This is a genomic window from Mycobacterium sp. NGS51, assembly GCF_059812525.1.
Genome location: NZ_JCALCV010000009.1, coordinates 119,317 through 138,030, shown reverse-complemented (window position 1 = coordinate 138,030; position 18,714 = coordinate 119,317). Strand labels below are relative to the sequence as shown.

The 18,714-nt window shown below is 65.0% G+C and carries 20 protein-coding genes, 2 tRNA genes and 1 pseudogene; 14 read left to right on the top strand and 9 right to left on the bottom strand.

Going from position 1 to position 18,714, the window contains the following annotated elements; genetic code table 11:
* The first annotated feature begins 3 nt into the window (after nucleotides 1–3).
* From AC5Y5W_RS13365 to AC5Y5W_RS13345, 5 genes are read left to right on the top strand one after another with little or no spacing between them, the layout of a single operon-like run.
* Nucleotides 4–567: an NADH-quinone oxidoreductase subunit J gene (locus tag AC5Y5W_RS13365; protein ID WP_500013227.1), complete on the top strand. Its 564-nt coding sequence runs from the start codon at nucleotides 4–6 to the stop codon at nucleotides 565–567.
* Nucleotides 564–866, top strand: a complete 303-nt coding sequence (locus AC5Y5W_RS13360) for an NADH-quinone oxidoreductase subunit NuoK (protein WP_500013228.1) — start codon at nucleotides 564–566, stop codon at nucleotides 864–866. The genes AC5Y5W_RS13365 and AC5Y5W_RS13360 overlap by 4 nt, the downstream gene beginning before the upstream one ends.
* Nucleotides 863–2,710, top strand: coding sequence for a proton-conducting transporter transmembrane domain-containing protein (locus AC5Y5W_RS13355; protein WP_500013230.1), 1,848 nt, complete (start codon nucleotides 863–865; stop codon nucleotides 2,708–2,710). Before AC5Y5W_RS13360 ends, AC5Y5W_RS13355 begins: the two co-directional genes overlap by 4 nt.
* 3 nt (nucleotides 2,711–2,713) lie before the next feature.
* Nucleotides 2,714–4,204 carry a complex I subunit 4 family protein gene (locus AC5Y5W_RS13350; RefSeq protein ID WP_500013232.1) on the top strand — a complete coding sequence of 497 codons (1,491 nt, stop codon included), beginning with the start codon at nucleotides 2,714–2,716 and terminating at the stop codon, nucleotides 4,202–4,204.
* Nucleotides 4,205–4,207: 3 nt separating this feature from the next.
* On the top strand, nucleotides 4,208–5,626 hold the full coding sequence (locus AC5Y5W_RS13345) for an NADH-quinone oxidoreductase subunit N (protein WP_500013234.1): 1,419 nt from the start codon (nucleotides 4,208–4,210) through the stop codon (nucleotides 5,624–5,626).
* Between the two features lie 88 nt (nucleotides 5,627–5,714).
* On the opposite strand, the gene AC5Y5W_RS13340 is transcribed toward AC5Y5W_RS13345, so the two are convergent.
* The 5 genes from AC5Y5W_RS13340 to AC5Y5W_RS13320 form a co-directional block, all read right to left on the bottom strand.
* Entirely contained in the window at nucleotides 5,715–6,545 is an 831-nt protein-coding gene (locus AC5Y5W_RS13340) for a M56 family metallopeptidase (RefSeq protein WP_500013236.1), read from the bottom strand.
* Nucleotides 6,546–6,555: 10 nt separating this feature from the next.
* On the bottom strand, nucleotides 6,556–6,942 hold the full coding sequence (locus tag AC5Y5W_RS13335; protein WP_500013238.1) for a BlaI/MecI/CopY family transcriptional regulator: 387 nt from the start codon (nucleotides 6,940–6,942) through the stop codon (nucleotides 6,556–6,558).
* Nucleotides 6,943–7,189: 247 nt separating this feature from the next.
* A complete protein-coding gene (locus tag AC5Y5W_RS13330; protein WP_500013240.1) occupies nucleotides 7,190–7,381 on the bottom strand; it encodes a hypothetical protein in 192 nt (63 codons plus the stop codon).
* Nucleotides 7,382–7,633: 252 nt separating this feature from the next.
* Complete coding sequence (locus AC5Y5W_RS13325; RefSeq protein ID WP_500013242.1) at nucleotides 7,634–8,839, bottom strand: threonine synthase; 1,206 nt, start codon at nucleotides 8,837–8,839, stop codon at nucleotides 7,634–7,636.
* 41 nt (nucleotides 8,840–8,880) lie between these two features.
* The gene (locus tag AC5Y5W_RS13320; RefSeq protein WP_500013244.1) at nucleotides 8,881–9,003 is read right to left on the bottom strand and encodes a hypothetical protein; all 123 of its coding nucleotides are present in this window, start codon (nucleotides 9,001–9,003) and stop codon (nucleotides 8,881–8,883) included.
* A 240-nt stretch (nucleotides 9,004–9,243) separates the two neighbouring features.
* On the opposite strand from AC5Y5W_RS13320, the pseudogene AC5Y5W_RS13315 reads away from it, so the two are divergent.
* Nucleotides 9,244–10,801, top strand: a pseudogene (locus AC5Y5W_RS13315) (multicopper oxidase family protein).
* Nucleotides 10,802–10,925: 124 nt separating this feature from the next.
* Here AC5Y5W_RS13315 and AC5Y5W_RS13310 read toward each other — a convergent pair.
* Nucleotides 10,926–11,264, bottom strand: a complete 339-nt coding sequence (locus tag AC5Y5W_RS13310; RefSeq protein WP_500013246.1) for a hypothetical protein — start codon at nucleotides 11,262–11,264, stop codon at nucleotides 10,926–10,928.
* 74 nt (nucleotides 11,265–11,338) lie between these two features.
* Here AC5Y5W_RS13310 and AC5Y5W_RS13305 point away from each other — a divergent pair, with 74 nt between their 5' ends.
* The 5 genes from AC5Y5W_RS13305 to AC5Y5W_RS13285 all read left to right on the top strand — a co-directional run bounded on the left by AC5Y5W_RS13305 (nucleotide 11,339) and on the right by AC5Y5W_RS13285 (nucleotide 15,305).
* Nucleotides 11,339–11,695, top strand: a complete 357-nt coding sequence (locus AC5Y5W_RS13305; RefSeq protein ID WP_500013248.1) for a cyclase family protein — start codon at nucleotides 11,339–11,341, stop codon at nucleotides 11,693–11,695.
* A gap of 82 nt (nucleotides 11,696–11,777) precedes the next feature.
* Nucleotides 11,778–12,734, top strand: coding sequence for a dipeptidase (locus AC5Y5W_RS13300; protein WP_500013250.1), 957 nt, complete (start codon nucleotides 11,778–11,780; stop codon nucleotides 12,732–12,734).
* A 61-nt stretch (nucleotides 12,735–12,795) separates the two neighbouring features.
* Nucleotides 12,796–13,305 carry a GNAT family N-acetyltransferase gene (locus AC5Y5W_RS13295; protein ID WP_500022377.1) on the top strand — a complete coding sequence of 170 codons (510 nt, stop codon included), beginning with the start codon at nucleotides 12,796–12,798 and terminating at the stop codon, nucleotides 13,303–13,305.
* A 502-nt stretch (nucleotides 13,306–13,807) separates the two neighbouring features.
* Complete coding sequence (locus AC5Y5W_RS13290) at nucleotides 13,808–14,053, top strand: helix-turn-helix domain-containing protein (RefSeq protein ID WP_500013252.1); 246 nt, start codon at nucleotides 13,808–13,810, stop codon at nucleotides 14,051–14,053.
* Nucleotides 14,054–14,096: 43 nt separating this feature from the next.
* Nucleotides 14,097–15,305, top strand: a complete 1,209-nt coding sequence (locus tag AC5Y5W_RS13285) for a site-specific integrase (protein WP_500013254.1) — start codon at nucleotides 14,097–14,099, stop codon at nucleotides 15,303–15,305.
* A 32-nt stretch (nucleotides 15,306–15,337) separates the two neighbouring features.
* Here AC5Y5W_RS13285 and AC5Y5W_RS13280 read toward each other — a convergent pair.
* Nucleotides 15,338–15,410: transfer RNA gene (locus tag AC5Y5W_RS13280), tRNA-Arg, on the bottom strand.
* Between the two features lie 74 nt (nucleotides 15,411–15,484).
* A tRNA-Ser gene (locus tag AC5Y5W_RS13275) sits at nucleotides 15,485–15,575 on the bottom strand.
* 87 nt (nucleotides 15,576–15,662) lie between these two features.
* On the opposite strand from AC5Y5W_RS13275, the gene hisC reads away from it, so the two are divergent.
* Both hisC and AC5Y5W_RS13265 read left to right on the top strand, forming a co-directional pair.
* Entirely contained in the window at nucleotides 15,663–16,715 is a 1,053-nt protein-coding gene (gene hisC / locus AC5Y5W_RS13270) for a histidinol-phosphate transaminase (RefSeq protein WP_500013256.1), read from the top strand.
* On the top strand, nucleotides 16,715–17,182 hold the full coding sequence (locus AC5Y5W_RS13265; RefSeq protein ID WP_500013258.1) for a DUF4334 domain-containing protein: 468 nt from the start codon (nucleotides 16,715–16,717) through the stop codon (nucleotides 17,180–17,182). The genes hisC and AC5Y5W_RS13265 overlap by 1 nt, the downstream gene beginning before the upstream one ends.
* 86 nt (nucleotides 17,183–17,268) lie before the next feature.
* Here the strand turns inward: AC5Y5W_RS13265 and AC5Y5W_RS13260 are convergent, their stop codons facing one another.
* Nucleotides 17,269–17,850: a TIGR03086 family metal-binding protein gene (locus AC5Y5W_RS13260; protein WP_500013260.1), complete on the bottom strand. Its 582-nt coding sequence runs from the start codon at nucleotides 17,848–17,850 to the stop codon at nucleotides 17,269–17,271.
* A gap of 23 nt (nucleotides 17,851–17,873) precedes the next feature.
* Here AC5Y5W_RS13260 and AC5Y5W_RS13255 point away from each other — a divergent pair, with 23 nt between their 5' ends.
* Nucleotides 17,874–18,698 (top strand): crotonase/enoyl-CoA hydratase family protein, encoded by an 825-nt coding sequence (locus AC5Y5W_RS13255; protein WP_500013262.1) that lies wholly within the window; start codon nucleotides 17,874–17,876, stop codon nucleotides 18,696–18,698.
* Nucleotides 18,699–18,714: the final 16 nt, after the last annotated feature.

Genomic DNA, 18,714 nt, shown 5'->3' with positions numbered 1-18,714 from the left:
CACATGATCGTTGACATCGTGTTCTGGGTCGCCGCCGTGATGGCAGTGGTGGCCGGAGCCGCGGTCTTCATCGTCAATTCGATGGCCCGGGCCACCTACGCGCTGGCCCTCTCATTCGTTGCTGTCGGTGTCGCGGTTTTGCTGTTGCAGCAGAACTACATCGGCGTGGTGACCATCTTGATGATGGTCATGGAGATGGCGGTGATGGCCGTCTACATGGTGATGTTCATGGGTATGAACCCGGCGCTGATGCCGATGAACATGGTTCACGACAACCGACGGGCACTGGCCGCGGCGGTGGGAACCTTTATTGTGCTGGCCGCGGGGACTCTGCTGACTGACTGGCCGTCGCGTCTCGGCATACCGCCGCCGGATGTCACTGTCGCGGTCGGGGAGGAAGTGATGGGCCCAAAGATGCTGGCCATGGCGGTGATCAGCCCGGTGATGGTGGCCACCATCGTCGCCGGAATCGTTCTGGCGGCCCACCGGAGCCGCTATGACCGGTTCGGTGATGACCTCAAGCACCGACCCGCCGCCGATGCACAGCCGGGGGGTCTGGGCCGATGACGCTGCAAACGGTGCTGCTGGTGGCGGCGGCGCTCTTCAGCGTGGGGCTCTACGGGGCGCTGTCGCAGCAGGTCGTGGTCATGGTGATGATGGGCCTTGAGCTGATGATCAACGCGGTCATCCTTGCCGCGGGCGGGTTTTGGTGGTTTCTCGAGCCCGCGCCGGCCGGGCAGGTGCTGCTGCTGGTGATCATCGCGGCCATGACGGTGGAGATGGCGATGGGGTTCGCGGTGGCCACCCTGCTGCATCGTGAGCGCCGGGCCGACATGACCGACATGGCCGCCGACCTGGCCGGATGAGCGGGGTGATTGCACCGGCGCAGCTGGCCCTGTGGCTGCTCATCCTCGTTCCCGCCGTGGGCGGTGCGGCGTTATTGCTTGCCCGCCGCGCGGATCGGTGGGCGGGCGGGTTGTCAGTGGCGACGGCGGCGGTCGTCGTGGCGCTGTCGATCGCGGTGGCGGTTACCCGTCCGGCGGTCAGCGTGTCGTTTCTCGCCGGTGCGCAATTCGCGCTGACCGTGGACACCCTGGCGGCGGTGGTGGTTCCCGCCGTCGCGGTGGTGACCTTTCTGGTACTGGTATTCGCCGTCGGGGACATTCGCGAAGCCGCGAGCCGATTCCACGGGTTGATGCTGGTGTTCGCCTCCGCCGCGGTGTTGACCGCGACCGCCGCGACGCTGCCGGCACTGCTGCTGGCGTGGGAGGTAATGGGCGCGGCGTCCTATGCCTTGATCGGTTTCTGGTGGCGCGACGAATTCAGGGTGTCGGCGGGGCTTACCGCGTTTGTCACCACCCGCACCGCTGACCTCGGGCTGTATCTGGCCGCCGGCGCCGCGCTGGCCGGAGGCGCGGGACTGGCGCTGGCGGATCTGCCCGACGCAAACACCCCGTGGCGCAACGTGATTGCAGGCGGCGTGCTGGTCGCCGCCCTGGGTAAGGCCGCGCAGCTGCCGTTTTCGTTCTGGCTCTCCCGCGCGATGGAGGGCCCCAGCCCGGTCAGCGCCTTGCTGCACTCGGCGGCGATGGTCGCCATGGGCGCATATCTGCTGCTGCGGGTCGAGCCGCTGCTGGCGGCCACCGGGTGGGCCGCCGAGGCCGCGGCGTGGACCGGTGTCGCGACCGCGGTGCTGCTGGGTGCCGTCGCAGTGGCCCAGCGCGACCTCAAACAATTGCTCGCCGCCTCCACGTCGGCGCAGCTCGGGTTCGTGGTGCTGGCAGCCGGTGTGGGCACGGTCAGCGGCGGCGCCGCGCAGCTGGTCGCGCACGCGGCCACCAAGGCCGGGCTGTTTTTGGCCGCCGGAGTGTGGCTGTCGCTGCTGGGCACCAAACAGCTCGACAAATTTAGCGGTGTCGCTCGCCGGTGGCCGCTGCTCGGCTGGTCGGCCACCGTCGCAGCCGTCGCCTTGGCGGGAATCCCGCCAATGTCCTTGTGGGCGACCAAGGATGCGGTGCTGACGGTCGCGCTCGACCACTCCCCTGCCCTGTATGCGGCCGGGCTCGTCGGCGTCGCGCTCTCAGCCGCCTACGCCGCGAAGATCCTGGTTGCCATGTGGCGCAAAGCGGCACCTTCTGGAGACTCTGAGCAACGGAAGCACCTCGGGGCCAACGTTTTCCAACAACTGCCTGTCGTGGTGCTTGCGCTCGGCGCCGCGGTGACGGGGGTGCTGGCGTTGCCGCCGATCGCGCCGGCGCTGAGCCGCGTGCTCGACAACGGCCGGACGGCATCGGCGGCGGTGCCCGAACTCGCGGCGTCGGCGCTGGTGGCGCTTGCTGTCGTGGCGGCGGTACTGCGCTGGGGGGTGCCCGAACCGCGGTGGGCCGCTGGCTGGCTCGGCCTGGAACGGGCCGCCCACGTGGCGGTTGTGCGGCCGACGATGCGGCTGGCTGACCGGCTGGCCCGGTTCGACGATCGGGTGGTTGACCGGGCCGTGCACCAGATCGCGGCCGGCTCGCTGCGGGCCGCGAGGCGGGCGGCTGGCATCGATGACCGCGGTGTCGACGCCGCGGTCGAGGCGGTGGCGGCGCGCATGCGCCGGCTCGGGGAGCTGGCGCGCAAACCGCAGACCGGCCTGCTGCACCAGTACTATCTCGCGGCTGTGGTGGTTGTGGCGCTGAGTGTCCTGCTTCTCGTGGCGGTGAGGTGAATTGTGCTGAGTCTGATCGTTTTTCTGCCGCTAGCCGCGGCGCTGGTTGTGCTCGGCTTGCCGCGCAGCGGTGATGCCGCGGCCCGCTGGCTGTGGGTCCTCGTCACCGCCGTCGATCTGGCGCTGACCGTGGTGGCGTGGGCCCGCTATGACACGCCGGCGCCGAACGGTCTGGCGTTCGAGGAACGGGCACGCTGGATCCCGGGCGTCAACAGCAGCTACCACCTCGGCGTGGACGGATTATCGCTGCCGCTGGTGGTGATGACCGCGGTGGTCTTCCTGGCCTGCGCGCTCTACTCCCTGCGTAACCGCGACCGGCCCCGGCCGCAGGCCGCGCTGTTCTTGTTTCTGCAATCCGTGAGCCTGGGTCTGTTCGTCGCTGCGGATTTGATCGTGTTCTTCGTGTTCTTCGACTTGTCGATCGTCGCAATGTATTTCGTGATCGCCGGTTGGGGCCACGGCGACGCGGGCCGCTCGGCGCTGAAGTTTTTCCTGTACACGTTCCTGGGTTCGCTTTCCTTGCTGGTCGGCTTCATCGGTCTGTACATTGCTTCCGAACCGCACACCTTCGACATGGTCGAACTCACGGCCACCACACCGCTGTCCGGTAGCGCGCTGGTCGGTGGGCTGGTTTTGGCGGCGATCCTGCTCGGTCTGGCGGTCAAGACGCCCACGGTTCCGTTCCACACGTGGCTGCCCCCGGCGCACACCGATGCGCCGGCCATCGGCTCGGCGGTGCTGGCCGGGGTGCTGCTAAAGATGGGCACCTACGGATTTGTGCGGATCGCGATGCCGATGTTGCCGCAGGCCTGGCGCGCTTGGGCGTGGGTGATCATCGTCGTCGGCATCGTGTCGGTGCTCTACGGAGCGCTGGTCGCCTTGGCGCAGAACAATGTCAAACGCATGGTGGCCTACACCTCGGTCAACCACATGGGCTACATCGTGCTGGCGGTCGGCGCCGCCGGCCTTGTCTCCGCAAGCACCGCCGACGCGCGAGCGGTCGCCGTCACCGGCGCGGTCACCCAGATGGTCAGCCACGGCCTGATCACCGGCGCGCTGTTCTTGCTGGCCGGCGTGTTCTACGACCGCGCCGAAAGCTACGACATGGACGGCTACGGAGGTCTGGCCACGCCCGCGCCGAAACTGGCCGCGCTGTTCGCGGTCGGCGCGTTCGCCTCCCTTGGGCTGCCGGCATTTTCTGGATTCATCGCCGAATTCCAGATTTTCACCGGCAGCATCGCCGCCGCCCCGGTCACTGCGGTCGCACTGCCGGGCATCCTGATCAGCGCCGCGCTGTTTCTGCGGGCACTACAGCATGTCTTCACCGGCGACACCCGGGGTCACTCGCGAGCCTTCACCGACTTGCGTTCACCCGAAACCATTTCTGCCGGAATCCTTCTGGCGCTGTCGGTCGCGATCGGCGTGTTTCCGCGTCCCTTGCTGGATCTGATCGAGCCGGCCGCCCACGCGGTCATCGGGCTAGTCGGGAGATAGCCGATGGACTCCGAAACCGGGATGCGGCCGCTGCTGATGCTGCCCGAGATGCTGATCTTCGGCGGCGGGCTGGCGGTGTTGATCGGCGGATCGTTTCTGCCCCGACACAAACAGTGGTGGGCCCGCGTCGTCGCCGCCACAGTACTTATCGCCGCCGTCGCCGCCGCGGTGGTCGGCATGACCGCTTCGGATCAGGCCGCATTCGAGGGCACCTTCGCCATCGACACCGCCACCGGCCTGGCCCGGATCGCGGCCGCGATCGGAGTTCTGATGGTTCTCGCGGTGGCCGGCGACGAAATCACCGGAGCGGCCCGCGAAAGCGAAACCTATGCGCTGCTGCTCTTTTCGACCACCGGCATCTTGGTGCTGGCCGGTGCCGACGATCTGCTGGTCCTGATCACCGGATACCTGCTCGCCAGCATCCCGCTCTACGGATTGATCGGGCTGCTGCGCTCGGCGGCGGCGGCCGAGGCGGCGCTGAAGACCTACCTGATCGGCGCCCTGTTCGGCATCACGCTGATGCTCGGTGTCACCGTCCTCTACGGGATCACCGGGATCACTCGCTACGACCAACTCGTCGCCCGACTCGGCGGGGCACCGGCCGCGGTGGTGGCGGCCGGTCTGGTGGCCGTGCTGGCGGGTTTGATGTTCGAAGCCGGCGGCGTGCCCGCACACTTTTGGGTTCCCGACGCGGCCCAAGGGGCCAACGGAACAGCGGCCATCTTCTTGACCACGGTGCCCAAGATCGGTGCGCTCATCGCGCTGTATCGCCTGGCCACCGTGCTGCCCGACACCGTGGCATGGCCACTGCTGATCGCGGTATTCGCCGTGGCGAGTATGACATTGGGCAATCTGGCCGCCTACTGGCAGCATGATCCCCGGCGACTGTTGGGCTGGTCGACCGTGAGCCAAGTGGGCTATCTTCTCGTACCGATCGCCGTTGCCGGCCGCAGCGACCTCGCACTGCCGTCGTTGCTGTTTTATCTGGCCGGCTACACCCTGACCAACAGCGCGGCGTTCGCGGTCAGCACCGCACTGCCTGAATGGCGTGATCTCAACTCCTACCGCGGTTTAGCGCGTGCGCGTCCCTGGTTGGCCGGTGCGCTTGTGGTGGCGCTGCTGGGTCTGGTCGGCACCCCGCCGACCGCCGTGTTCGTCGGAAAACTCACCACCGCCTCCGCCGCCTGGGACGGTGGCCTGGCGTGGCTTGCCCTGGTGGTGTTCGTCAACAGCCTGATCAGCCTGTTCTACTACCTGCGCTGGATCATCCCGTCATTCCAGCGGACCGAAGGCGCAGCTAACGAGTTGGCACCCGAGAAATGGTCTGCACCCACCGCAATACTTGCCGCCGGACTTAGTCTCGCGCTGGGGATCGCAGCCGGCCCCGTCTGGGACGTGCTCTCGGAAGGGCCAATCAGGTAGCCCAAGTGCAACATCGGCGCCGAAGCGCCAATGCGCTGTTCAATGCTGATTGGCTCGAGGTGGCAAGGTCTCGCATCCGGAGGAGTGATCAGAATCCCGCCATGAGAGGGCACCCCAGCGTCATCCCGAAAAGCGCGGCGGTCGGAGCTATGGCGACAAGTGCCATCGCGAGGTGACGTCGGTGGCGTCGCTGCGGTGGATGCAAGAGGTGTTCGAGGCGTTCCGGTGCGCCGGTTAGTGCCGCCCCGATGGCGCTCACCGGAGCAGGGGCCAACGCCATCAGAGCGCGAGCCAGGGTGTGCGGATGATGGTGGCGGGTGGCCACAGCGTCGGCGCAGAGTTCGGTGGCGTCTGTAATGCGCTCGGCGGCGCGCCGAAAGAACGGCAGCCACCACACGACGGCGGCAATCGACTGGACGATGGCCCGCAGATGCGCATGGCGTTGACGTAAGTGCGCTTCCTCGTGGGCGAGCACGGAATCCATCTCGGTGAGTGTAAGCCGGTCGTGGGCGCCGGTGGTGGTGACAATGACGTTTGTGCGCGCGGAAAGGCAGTACACCAACGGAATTGGCGAATCAATTGTGACCACAGCGGTCTGTGCTCGAAGCCCTGGGGCGGAGCGGGCGATAAGTCGCACCGCGAGAGCATGGTCGCGGGCACGGATCATTATGCCGCTGTAACGGCGGTAAATTCGGTACGCCAACACCAACAGGGGCACGGTGACAACCGCGGCAGCGACGAAATGCCCTTTGATAGCTGTGATCAGCGGTACCGCGAACACCGCACCGACAACTGTGATCACTGTCGCTAGCCACGCGGCAAGACGCGTGACTGGACCGGTGCCGAGGGCTAGCCGGTCCAGCAGGGCCGGCACTACCGACACGCTCAGCAATACGACTGCGAGGACACACAACGCCATCAGCATGAGCCTACTTCGGGGATTTCTGGTTGCGCTGCCACACGGCTTGAAGGCTGCGCGCTTCCTCCGCCGTCATCTGAGAGACAAAGTGCGTGAAAACAGCCTCGTGGTCGCTGGCGGCCCCTAGTACGTCGCGCATCAGCCGGGCGGTGTATTCCTCCCGGCTCCACACGGGCCGGTAATGAAACGCCCTGCCCACACGTTCGCGGGTCACCAGTCTTTTCCTGTGGAGGTTCTCCATCACCGTCATGACCGTCGTGTATGCCGCGGGCCGTCCCAGCGCGGTGAGGACATGGCGGACAGTGGCGAGCTGCGCGTTGTCCCACAGAACGGCCATGATGTCGGCCTCAAGCTCGCCAAGGCGATGCGGGCCGCGCACCCCACTGGACGTCGTCATGAGCCGTAGCCTACTTCGCGGCCCGCCATTCCACTAATCTACTAAGTAGGTTAGTATGAGCTTGGTTCGCCCGTGGAAGACCCAGAAAGAAGGCAACAATGACAGAACCGACCCCGACCACTCCGGCACCTACCACACCGGCGTGGACGCGCTGGCTCTACCCGGCCCTCGCCGTCACTGGCATCGCCACCGGCATCTTCATCATCGCCGCCGGCCTGTATCTGATCTTCGCGCACCCGAGTTCTTGTCACTCCATGAAAGAAGACTGTTGCGCCAGCATGAAAGCGGACATGAAGAAAATGATGAGCGAAATGAAAGGCATGAAGATGCCGATGGAGAACATGCCCAACATGCCCAACATGCCATCCATGCCGAACAAGCCGTCCATGTCGCCGATGCCATCGATGCCGAACATGCCTTCCATGCCGAGCATGCCCATGCCCACTCCTCCTCGGTAAATGGTTCGAGGTGATGGATGACCTGACGACAACACGTCACTCTGCCGCGGGGCCACCCAGGGAATTGCCGGTCGCACCGATAAGCGGCCCGCGGCACCGGTCGTTTCTCAGCGTCGTCAAATAGGCCACGGCAGCCGCGTACCTCCATCGTGGCCCGGATCCGGGCTCGCTAAAGCTCGATTTCGTGATGAAGCTGGAGTGGCAACCGTTTTCACGCGATCACGTCCGTATGGTCATCGGCACATGCCTGTCGGCAGCACAGCCTCGAGAGCCGTCAAGGTGGGCTCGAGAACCGGTAGGTGGGGCAGGTGGCCCGCGGACGAGCCGGGATCCTTCAACCCGGTCGACGTCGACAACAGCACCACGCTCTCATCGGGATCGATCCACCTCCGCTCGGCAAGTTGCTGAGCGGCCAGCACCGCCAACACCGACGCGCCTTCTGCGTAAATGCCTTCGGCCGAGGCTAATACGAGTTGCATGCGGGCGATCGCGTCATCGCTTGGTTCGGCCACTGCCGTCCCGTTGGTGGCTCTTATCGCGTCCAATCCCTGATAAGTGGCCCTACGCGTTCCCACTGAGAACGCCATCGAAGGGCGTGTGGGAACCGTTGGCTGCTGTCCTTCTTGGGAATGGAGCCCGCGGGAGTAGGCGCCGAACGGCTCGGCCGCAACCAACCTGGGCATACGGCTGGCAAGACCCAAACCGATAAGGTCGGAAAATCCCCGGCGAATACCGGCTAACCCGTCACCATGGGCGGTTGGCACCACGACAACGTCGGGCACTTCGCCGAGTTGGCGCCACAGCTCGTAGGCGATCGTCTTGTATCCCTCGATGCCAAACGGGTTGGAGCCGATCGGGGGGATCACAAGCCCAGATATCGGTACCCAGCCGAACGCCTCGACCGCTGCCCGCAGTACCGACCACCGGTCCGGGCCTTTGTCGTAGGCGACGATGCAGGCGCCATACGCCTGCATCAGAATGCGCATCTCGCGCGGTACCGACGACACGGTGAGCACCACGCAGCCAAGCCCAGCCGCAGCGGCGTACCCGGCGACCGCCGCGCCGTGGTTTCCGGTTGAGGAAACGATGACGGTTGAAGCCCCGGATGCCTTCGCTTTGGTGACGGCGGCCGCGGCGAGCCTGTCCTTGTAAGACCAGGTCGGATTGCGGGCTTCGTCTTTGAGTATGAGTCTGTGCAAGCCCAATCGAGGCCCCAGCCGGTTCAGCGGAAGCAGGGACGTCGCACCTTCTCCCAGGCTTACCGGGGCGTCGTCGGGCGCCAGCGGCAACAACCGGCGGAAGCCGAAGATGCCCGGCTGGGACGCCTCCCATGGCAAGGAACCCGGCGTCAACGCGTATGCAGCGGTGAGATTGACTCCGATACCGCGGCGGGAGCAGTCCGGACATCCGAACGATGCTTCGCCCTCTGGGGCTTCCAATCCGCAACGGGGACAACGCAGAAATCCGAGATAGCGTGCGTTCATAACGCTACGACCGCGAGTTCGCGGTCGAGCGTGGCGAATAGCTCTAACACATCGTCGGCTATCGCCCTGCCGTCCTCGGCCATCAGTGCATCCCAACTCACTCGTAGTAGGCCTTCCACGGTAGATAACCATGCCCTCTGCAAGGGTGTTGCTCGAATTGGCCGCGAGGATGGGCCTCTGGGTGGAAATGCTGCCCAGCGGGTGAAGGCTCACATCGACCGGCCACTGCCTGCCCAGCACATCCAGCCGCGCGCCCAGCCACCGCGTCAGCTGGAGATATACCCCCGTGCGGTATGTTGGGCTAGGAGTGCCGGAGTGGCTTCTCGCGGCGAGCGGGTGCGGTCTTGACTACAACCGACATGATTGGACGCTCGCGTGGCCGATCAGATGGGAAGGGATGCTGTGTGGGCAGATCACAGTGGAATGACCTTCCGCTGAACCGGCGGACTTTTGTCACCGCTTCGCTGGCCAGCGGACTTGGCTTGGCGCTGGCCGCGTGCGGACGGTCGACGAGCCCTCCGGCGCGAACGATGGACTCCGCCATCGCCGCTGCCGAGCAGGCCCGGCCGCACACCGGACGCACGGTGACCGCAACGCTGACGCCGCAGCCAGCGACTCTGGACCTGGGCGGCCCGACGGCGCGCACCCTCGCTTATCGCGACGCCCTCCCGGGTCCCCTGATACGGGCCAATATCGGCGACGGACTGGCCGTTACCGTCAAGAACCGGCTCAACGATCCCACGTCGGTGCACTGGCACGGCATCGCATTACGCAACGACATGGACGGCGTCTTCCCAGCCACACCAAATGTTGCCGCCAACACCGACTTCACCTACCGCTTCTCGGTGCCCCATCCCGGAACTTACTGGGCTCATCCGCACGTGGGCCTGGAAACCGACTACGGGCTTTACCTGCCAGTGATCGTCGACGACCCGGCCGAACCCGGCACCTACGACGCCGAATGGATCGTGGTCCTCGACGACTGGACCGACGGCATCGGCGAGAATCCCCAACAAATCTACGACGATCTGCGGGGAGCCATGCGCGCCACAGAGCATGCGCCTGGGGTGTCAGCGATGCCGGGAATGGGTGGCGCCGCCAAAAGTGCCCCGCTAGGCGGGGACGCCGGCGATGTCGACTACCCGCACTACCTGATCAAACGGGCGCATCCCGGCGGCTCCGACCACCTTCGACACCAAACCCGGGCAGCGCATCCGCATCCGGTTCATCAATGCCGGCGCCGATACCGCCTTCCGGGTCGCGCTGGCCGGACACACCATGACGGTCACCCACACCGACGGCTACCCGGTCACACCGACCGACGTCGACGCGCTGCTGATCGGGATGGGCGAACGCTACGACGTCATCATCACCGCCGGCGATGGGGCCTTTCCCCTCGTCGCGGTGGCCCAAGGCAAAAATGCGCTGGCGCGCGCGCTGCTGTCCACGGCCGCCTGCGCTGCACCCGGGCCCGACTTCCGTCCACCCGAACTCGAACGCCGAATCGGCACCGTCGACACCTTCACCGCCACGCCGGCCGCCACGTTGGGATCGGTCAGATCAGACATCAACCTGGCACTTGAGCTGACCGGTGAAATGATGAAGTACAACTGGGGCATCAATGGAAAGCCCTACCCCGATAGCCCGCCGCTGACCATCAGCCAGGGGCAGCGGACCACCCTGACCTTCACCAACTCCACGACGATGTACCACCCCATGCATTTGCACGGCCACACTTTCCAGGTGATCAAGCCCGACGGCAGCCTAGGCGCCCGCAAAGACACCGTGATCGTGCTACCGAATCAGAAAGTCAGCACCGTATTGGACGCCGACAACCCCGGAATCTGGATGATCCACTGCCACAACACTTATCACCAAGAAGCCGGGATGATGACCAGCCTCAACTACACCACCTGAACTCATCTCGCGGCAATGCACGGTCACTTCCGTAGCCGATCACCGCAGACCAAGAGGCAGAAGTGATCCTTATGTTGCAGTCGAGAAACGCTCATGCTTTGTCTCCTCGCAGCGATTGCTGTGCTCATCCAGCGAAGCTCTCTAACCGGGCCACATACGAGCGCGGAAAACCATATGACCTGGCCGGCGTGACGATTCGCTCCACGTACCCGCGCTCGGGCGGCCGAGGCTTCATATCCGGACAGATGTAGCACAGCTCGGGGCGCCACTCCCCGTCGAGAGTTTGAGCCAAAACGGCTTCCGGTAGGTATGACTCGCCAAGAACTTCCTGAGCATGGGCATACAGACGTGTCAGCTCGTCATGGGTCGCGGTCGCCACGATGCCGTAGACCGTGTCAGCATCGGAGCGGACCAGGTTCGCGCGCGGCTCGATACAAATATCGAAGCCTTCCGCGACGGCCACGACCTGGCCGGCCTGCCCCTGCACCGCTGCCCGCAGTTGTCATCGACGCCGGCCCCGGGCCTATCGGCGAGCAGGTGGTCACCGACCGCCACACCAATGGGGCCGCGGTGCTGTTGCGCACCGGCTGGGATCGGCATTGGGGAACCGACCGATATGCGGATCACTCACACCCATACCTGACCGAGGCTGCCGCGAGGTGTCTGGTCGCGGCGGGCGCGAGGCTCGTTGGCATCGATTCGGTCAACATCGACGACACCGCTAGCGGGCACCGCCCCGCCCACACCGTGTTGCTCGCCGCCGGTATCCCGGTCGTCGAACACCTGACTAATCTCGACGACCTGCCGGCCTCCGGAGCGACATTCAGCGCGGTACCGCCCGCTGTCCGCGGCATGGCGACCTTTCCAGTGCGCAGCTTCGCCGCCATCCCATAACCATCGTTCACCAATCCGTATGGGCCCCAGATGCTTCTCGTTGTAACCCAACTTCTCGGCGCGATGGGCAATATGGGTGTCCATGCCGTCACTCCTGTGGGACCAGCACACCTGTCTGCCGTTACGCATTGACACCGGCGTCGACTTACTGACCCGTTACCGGCGCGACGGCGGCGCATTGGTATCGGTTAACGCAGGATATGCGCCGCACAGTTTTAACGACACGATGGAGTTGCTGCGACACTATCGTGCCGCCGTTGAGGCCGACCCTGAGCTAGAGTTGGCGGCCAGCATCACTGATGTTCAAGCGATTAGCTATGCCGGTGGCATAGCGGTGGTGTTTGACCTGGAAGATTGCGCTCCCCTCGATGGCGATCTGAATAACGTGGCTACTTTGGTCAACCTTGGGGTGCGCACGCTGCTGCCCACCTACAGCCATCGCAACCGCGCTGGCAGCGGATGCCTCGACGCCGCCGACGGCGGACTTACCGCCTGGGGCCGTTCACTCGTCTCAGAGATGAACAGCGTCGGAATCGTCCCGGACGGATCGCACTGCAGCATCCGCACCGGAATCGAGATATGTGAGGTATCAACGGGTCCGGTCGTTTACAGCCATTCTTGCATGCGAGCGGTGTGGGATCACCCCCGCAATATCACCGACGACCAAGTCCGGGCTTGCGCGGAAACGGGTGGCGTTATCGGTATCACCGGTGTCGGCATCTTCCTCGGGCCCAACACGCCCACTCTCGAAGCGATGACGCGACACCTCGAGTACGCCATCGACCTGGTCGGCGTCGACCACGTCGGTGTCAGCACGGACTTCTCCTTCGACTGCGCCGATGCCGTCGACGAATTCACGAGCAATGCGCACCTATTCGACGACAGCTACAGCCGTTGGGGGCCGATCCAGTGGATGCCGCCCGAAACCTTCTTGCAGCTCGACGAACACCTTCGGCGACGCGGCTGGAGCACCGCAGACATTCAAGCCGTCCTTGGCGGCAACTTCTATCGGGTGGCCCAACGCGCCTGGCGCGGCTAAATAAGCACGCGATCACGCGGTAGTCTTCGTTGCTGCCTCTTCCAATCCCCGCGCCGCTGCGCTGGCACACTTACCCCGTCGAGATCCGACGCGCACGGGCTACCGACGCGCCAACGATCGCGGCGCTGTTCGCCGAACTCCGACGAGCGCCGCCGAGGCCGAGGATCGCCTCGGTCGCCTTGACGACTCAGATTGCGTCCTTGTCACCGTCGGCGGCCTAATCGTTCTTCACCGCGTCCCGCGGCTGGCCGAGGGTAGCCCGTTGGCACGCATCACAGCGTTAGTCGTAGCGGCCGACCGGCGCGGCCAGGGCGTCGGCCGCGCTCTGCTTCGCGCCGCCGAGAACGTAGCGCGGGACTGGGATTGCCGACTGATCGAGGTCTCAAGCGCGCGCCGGCCCGAGCGAGACGCGGCCCACTCGTTCTATTCGGCGGCCGGCTTCGAGGACACGGGACATCGCTCGGTCCGGTACTGGAAGTCGCTCGGGCATCGATCGCATGCACGACGCCGCTTACGCCGCTGCCGTCGCGCATCCCAAGGTTTTTCTGCAAGTCCCGACACGAAAGAATAAGGCGACACCGATTGCGGCAGAATCCCGCGCTGAGCCAGGCGACACATGCATCGCCGCTGACGGCTATTCTGCAGCGAACTTTTCGGCCCTATGTCCACGCCGGCCTCCAGTAGGACCTCCAAGTAGCGGACCATCATCGGCGTCGATACCGACCTCGGCGGCTGATCAGGCCGGCCGCGCAGAACACCCTGGTGTCAGCTCGGAGACACTCGAAAGCCCTACCGGTCAACATCTTTCGACAGGAGACGGCGAAAAGTGTCGAAATTCGATGATGTTGGGCCTTATGGTAGACGGATACTTCGCGGCGGCCTTACCTTCGGACCATGGACGTCCCCACACCACCGCTGGTCTTTCACGACAAATCAGCGTGTGGCTCTATTGGAGGACGATTTCTCGGTGTGACAGACGGATATTGGGTAGGAAATCCATCGCGAGACCGTGCGTAACGGATCACTACATCTGATGATCGGACTAAGCAGGCATCGCGAGACAAGGAGAAACGATGGCGGGCGGAAGTGATACGAACTGGGAGATGTTGAGTACCAGTTCAACAGCCGAAAGCTTATCGGCTGCAGCCGGTCTGCTCTTGACGATTCCGGAAGCGGCCGCGGCGTTGAGCATCAGTCGGTCGTCGATTTATCGACTGTTCGACTCGGGCGAACTGTCCTGGGTGCGGATTTGTGGCAAACGTCGAGTCAGCACTTCTGAGATTAATCGGTTCATCGCCGCCCATACAGAAGTGGCGTAGTGATCGTCTATACAGTTCTCTCCTGACTGCGCGGTTGTGACCGATGGTTGAACGCCGCCGCCAACTGCCGCCGCAGATAAAGCGCGTCGAACTCGCCCGGCGCGCCGGCGGCCGGCCGGTGGTGCGTTACCAGCTGACCGTCGACGTGGGCACCGTCGACGGAAAGCGCAGGCAGTCGCGGAAGCGCTACACCACCGAAAGCGATGCGCGGGAGGCGCTCGACAAAATCCGCGGCGAGGTGTCCAAGGGCACCTACGTGCATCCTTCTGTCCTGTCGGTGGAGTCTGTATGCGCGAACTGGCTGATGTCACGGCATGGCATCAAGCCCAAAAGCAAGTCCGGGTATGAAGGTGTGCTTGCACCCGTACGCACCGAACTAGGAGACCTGCCAGTGCAAAAGCTCACACGCCACCACGTCGACGAGCTCATAACGCGGCTGCGCAACGGGGGGCAGGTGGCCCGCGCCAATGGCACAAAGCGACGGCCTTGGAGCGCTCGTTCCTGCAACTACCTGCTCGGCGCGCTGTCACAGGTGCTCGACCAGCTTGTACACGACGGCACTTTGGTCCGCAATGTCGTGGCTCACGTCGACCGAGTGGCCGGCAAGCCGAAGAAGTTTGCCACCTACACACCCATGCAGGTGGAGCGCCTGCTGCGCGCGATCCGTGAAGACCGCAACCGCCACGCCTGGCATCTGGCACTATCCGGGCTGCGTCGCGGCGAGATCGGCGGGCTGCGGTGGAGCAACATCGATCTCGAGGCAAAGACGTTGACCATCGGACCGACCCGTATCAGCGTCGACGGCAAGGCCGTTGAGCAGGATGACGCCAAATCGGAAGACTCAGAGCGCACGCTGCCGATCCCCGCCCCGCTGTTGGTCGAGTTAAAAGCGGCGAAAGCGCGGCAGGCCTCCGAAAAACTGACAGCTGGCGCCACCTACACCGACCTCGGTTACGTGGTGTGCAACCAAGCCGGAGAGCCTTATCACCCCGACACGCTGTCCAAGATGTGGGCCAAGGCCGTCGCCGCGGCCGGTGTGCCCCGGATCAGGCTGCACGACGCACGGCATACGTGTGGCACCACCATGCACCTGCAGGGCGTCCCGGCCGCAGTGATCGCGGCCTGGCTCGGCCACGCCGATATCTCGTTCACGATGCGCACATACGTGCACTCGCAACCGGGCGCGCTGGCACACGGCGCGCAGAGTTTGGCGCGAGTTGTGACAATTCGTGACAACTTTCCCGGCGCCTGAATAGCTAGAAGCGCATATGTGCTGGTAGAGAGCGCGCCCGAAGAGATTCGAACTCCCAACCTTCTGATCCGTAGTCAGATGCTCTATCCGTTGAGCTACGGGCGCTTGTTTTCAATTGTTGTCGTACCTTTGCGGCGACCCGCTTCGCCCGGCTTACGCCGCGCTCGCGATCGCCTCGTTGGCGGAGGCGAGAGGATTTGAACCTCCGGTCCCCGGTAAGAGGACAACTCATTAGCAGTGAGTCCCATTCGGCCGCTCTGGCACGCCTCCTTGGATTCCTGAGGGTACCGGACCCTGGTCGCGGCCCCGGAACCGCCGCGGAGCACAGCGTACACAGCCGTTGCATAAGCTGTCGAAATGCCTGCCCGCCTGCGTCCTGACCTGGCCGAGCTGACGGCCTACGTCGAGGGCAAGACGGTCCCCGGCACCATCAAGCTGGCCAGCAACGAGACGGTACATGGGCCGCTGCCCAGTGTGCGGGCGGTCATCGCCCAGGCGGTCGACGACATCAACCGCTATCCGGACAACCACAACGTCGAGCTGAGGGCGCGGCTGGCGCAGCATCTGGACTGCGGCTTCAGCCCGGAGCACATCGCCGTCGGCTGCGGTTCGGTGGCTCTTTGTCAGCGACTCGTCCAGGCCACTGCGTCGGTCGGCGACGAGGTGCTCTACGGCTGGCGTAGTTTCGGGATGTATCCGCTGCAGGTGCGGGTGGCCGGCGCGGTTCCCGCCGAAGTTCCGCTGCGTGACGAGACATTCGACCTGTACGCAATGCTCGCGGCGATCACCGACCGCACCAGGCTGATCTTCGTCTGCAACCCGAACAACCCGACGTCCACGGTCGTCGACCCGGATGCGCTGGCCCGGTTCGTCGAGGCGGTGCCCTCGGACATCCTGATCGCCATCGACGAGGCCTACGTCGAATACATCCGCGACGGGATGCTGCCCGACAGTCTCGGCCTGGTCCGCGACTACAGCAATGTCGTTGTGCTGCGGACGTTTTCGAAGGCCTATGGGCTGGCCGGGCTGCGGGTGGGTTACGCGGTAGGCGACCCGGAGGTGATCACCGCCCTGGACAAGGTGGTGGTGCCGTTCACGTTGACCAATGTGTCGCAAGCGGCGGCGATCGCCTCGCTGGACGCCGCCGACGAGTTACTGGACCGCACCGACGCGGTAGTGGCCGAACGGGAGCGTGTTTCTGGCGCACTGCGCGATGCCGGCTTCACCCTGCCGCCGTCGCAGGCCAACTTCATCTGGCTGCCCCTGGCCGAGCGCACGCCGGATTTCGAGGCGCAGGCCGCCGACGCCAAGATCGTGGTGCGGCCGTTCGGCAATGACGGGGTGCGGATCACGATCGGTGCGCCAGAGGAGAATGACGCCCTGCTGAAGTTCGCGAAAGGATGGATCTGATGAGCGACGAGTTGGCGCGCAAGCAGTTCACCGAGTTCAAGGAGCGCACCGGGGCTATCGAGGACGCCGAGCTTGACGACTACTGGGCGAGCCTGCCGCCGGCGACCATCGACGGCATGCTGGGCGAGTGGAAGGGCGGTGAGTTCGTCACCGGCCATCGGATGAATGGTCAACTGGAGAAGGCCCGTTGGTTCGGCAAGTCCTTCAACTCGGCCACCGACGTGCAGCCGCTGGTGTGTCTCGACGACGACGGCAACAAGTTCTCCAACGTCAAGATGGGCAAGGGCGAGGCCAGCCTGTGGCTGGAGGAATTCCGCGGCGAGGTCACCGCCAGCATGGTCTACGACGGCCAACCCGTGCACGACCACTTCAAGAGGATCGACGACGACGCGGTGATGGGCATCATGAACGGCAAGGGCGTCGTCGATAACGGCCGCTACTTCTATTTCTACTTAGAGCGGGTGTGACGGTTTCCGCGCGAGGGTGCGTGTTCCCGGTTGATTCACGGCGTGTCGCACCGGGGACACGCACGCTCGCGCCAAGGGGCGCGCGGCTAACGGGGGTGCCGGCCGGTGAAAGCGACCAGACGGTCCAGCGCCGGCGCGTTGTCGGCGACGTCGACGGGATCGTCGAACCCAACCGCCGAGCGGGCCTGCGGCGTAATGTTGCGGCGCGCCATCCCGAGGACATATTCGGCCACCGACTCCGCGACGTCCACGTCGTGTCCAGTCGCCGTCGCGTAATCCCAAGCGTGCACCAGGAATTCGAGCGACAGGATGCCGGCGGCGGCCGCGGCCGGTAGCTCGTTCGGGCCGATGGTCACCGTGCCGTCCAAACCGCGGCGGTGCCAGGCGTCCAGCGCGGGCCGCGCCGCGCCGACGATCTGCCGCTCCACCGAGTCGTCGGCGCCGCGGTCGGGAAACTGCGCGCCCACCGCACCGCCGATCACGGTGATGGAGTTCAGCAGATGGTCGGTCAGTTGCGACACGTCGTACTCCGAGCACGGCGTGCGCTTGGACAGGTCGTCACGCGCGATTGGATGCAGCACGCGTTGAAGCACACCCAACGTGGCTTCTGCGCTGGCCAGTTCGTCGGTGGGCGGTGAGTCGGGGCCGGGCCGCAGGTCGGAAGGCATGACCTCCACGGTACGGTCTGGCCATGGGTGAGCCGTACGAATCCGTCACTGTCGAGACCAAAGACCACGTCGCGCAGGTCACGCTGATCGGCCCGGGCAAAGGCAACGCGATGGGGCCGGCGTTCTGGTCGGAGTTGCCCCAGGTATTCGCCGCGCTGGACGCCGACCGCGAGGTACGCGCCATTGTCCTGACCGGGTCGGGCGCCAACTTCAGCTACGGCCTGGATGTCAAGGCAATGGGCGGGACGTTGGCCTCGGTGCTGTCCGAGGGCGCATCGGCGCGCCCGCGGGCCGACTTTCATGCCGAGGTGTTGCGCATGCAGCAGACGATCAGCGCCGTCGCTGACTGCCGAACCCCCACCATCGCATCCGTGCACGGGTGGTGCATCGGTGGCGGCGTCGACCTGATCTCGGCGGTGGATATCCGTTATGCCAGCGCAGATGCCAAGTTCTCCGTCCGCGAGGTGAAGCTTGCGATGGTCGCCGACGTCGGCAGCCTCGCCCGGCTGCCGCTCATCTTGAACGACGGTCACTTAAGGGAACTGGCGCTGACGGGCAAGGACATCGACGCCGCTCGCGCCGAGAAGATCGGATTGGTCAACGATGTGTTCGCCGACGCCGACGCCGCGCTGGCGGCCGCACACACCACCGCCGCCGAGATCGCTGGCAATCCACCGCTGACAATGCACGGCATCAAGGATGTCCTTGACCAGCAACGTATTTCGACGGTGTCGGCGAACCTGCGCTATGTGGCGGCATGGAACGCGGCGTTCTTGCCGTCCAAGGACTTGTCCGAGGGAATCTCGGCAACGTTCGCCAAACGCGCGCCACAGTTCACCGGAGAGTAGGACGGTTCGGCGCGGC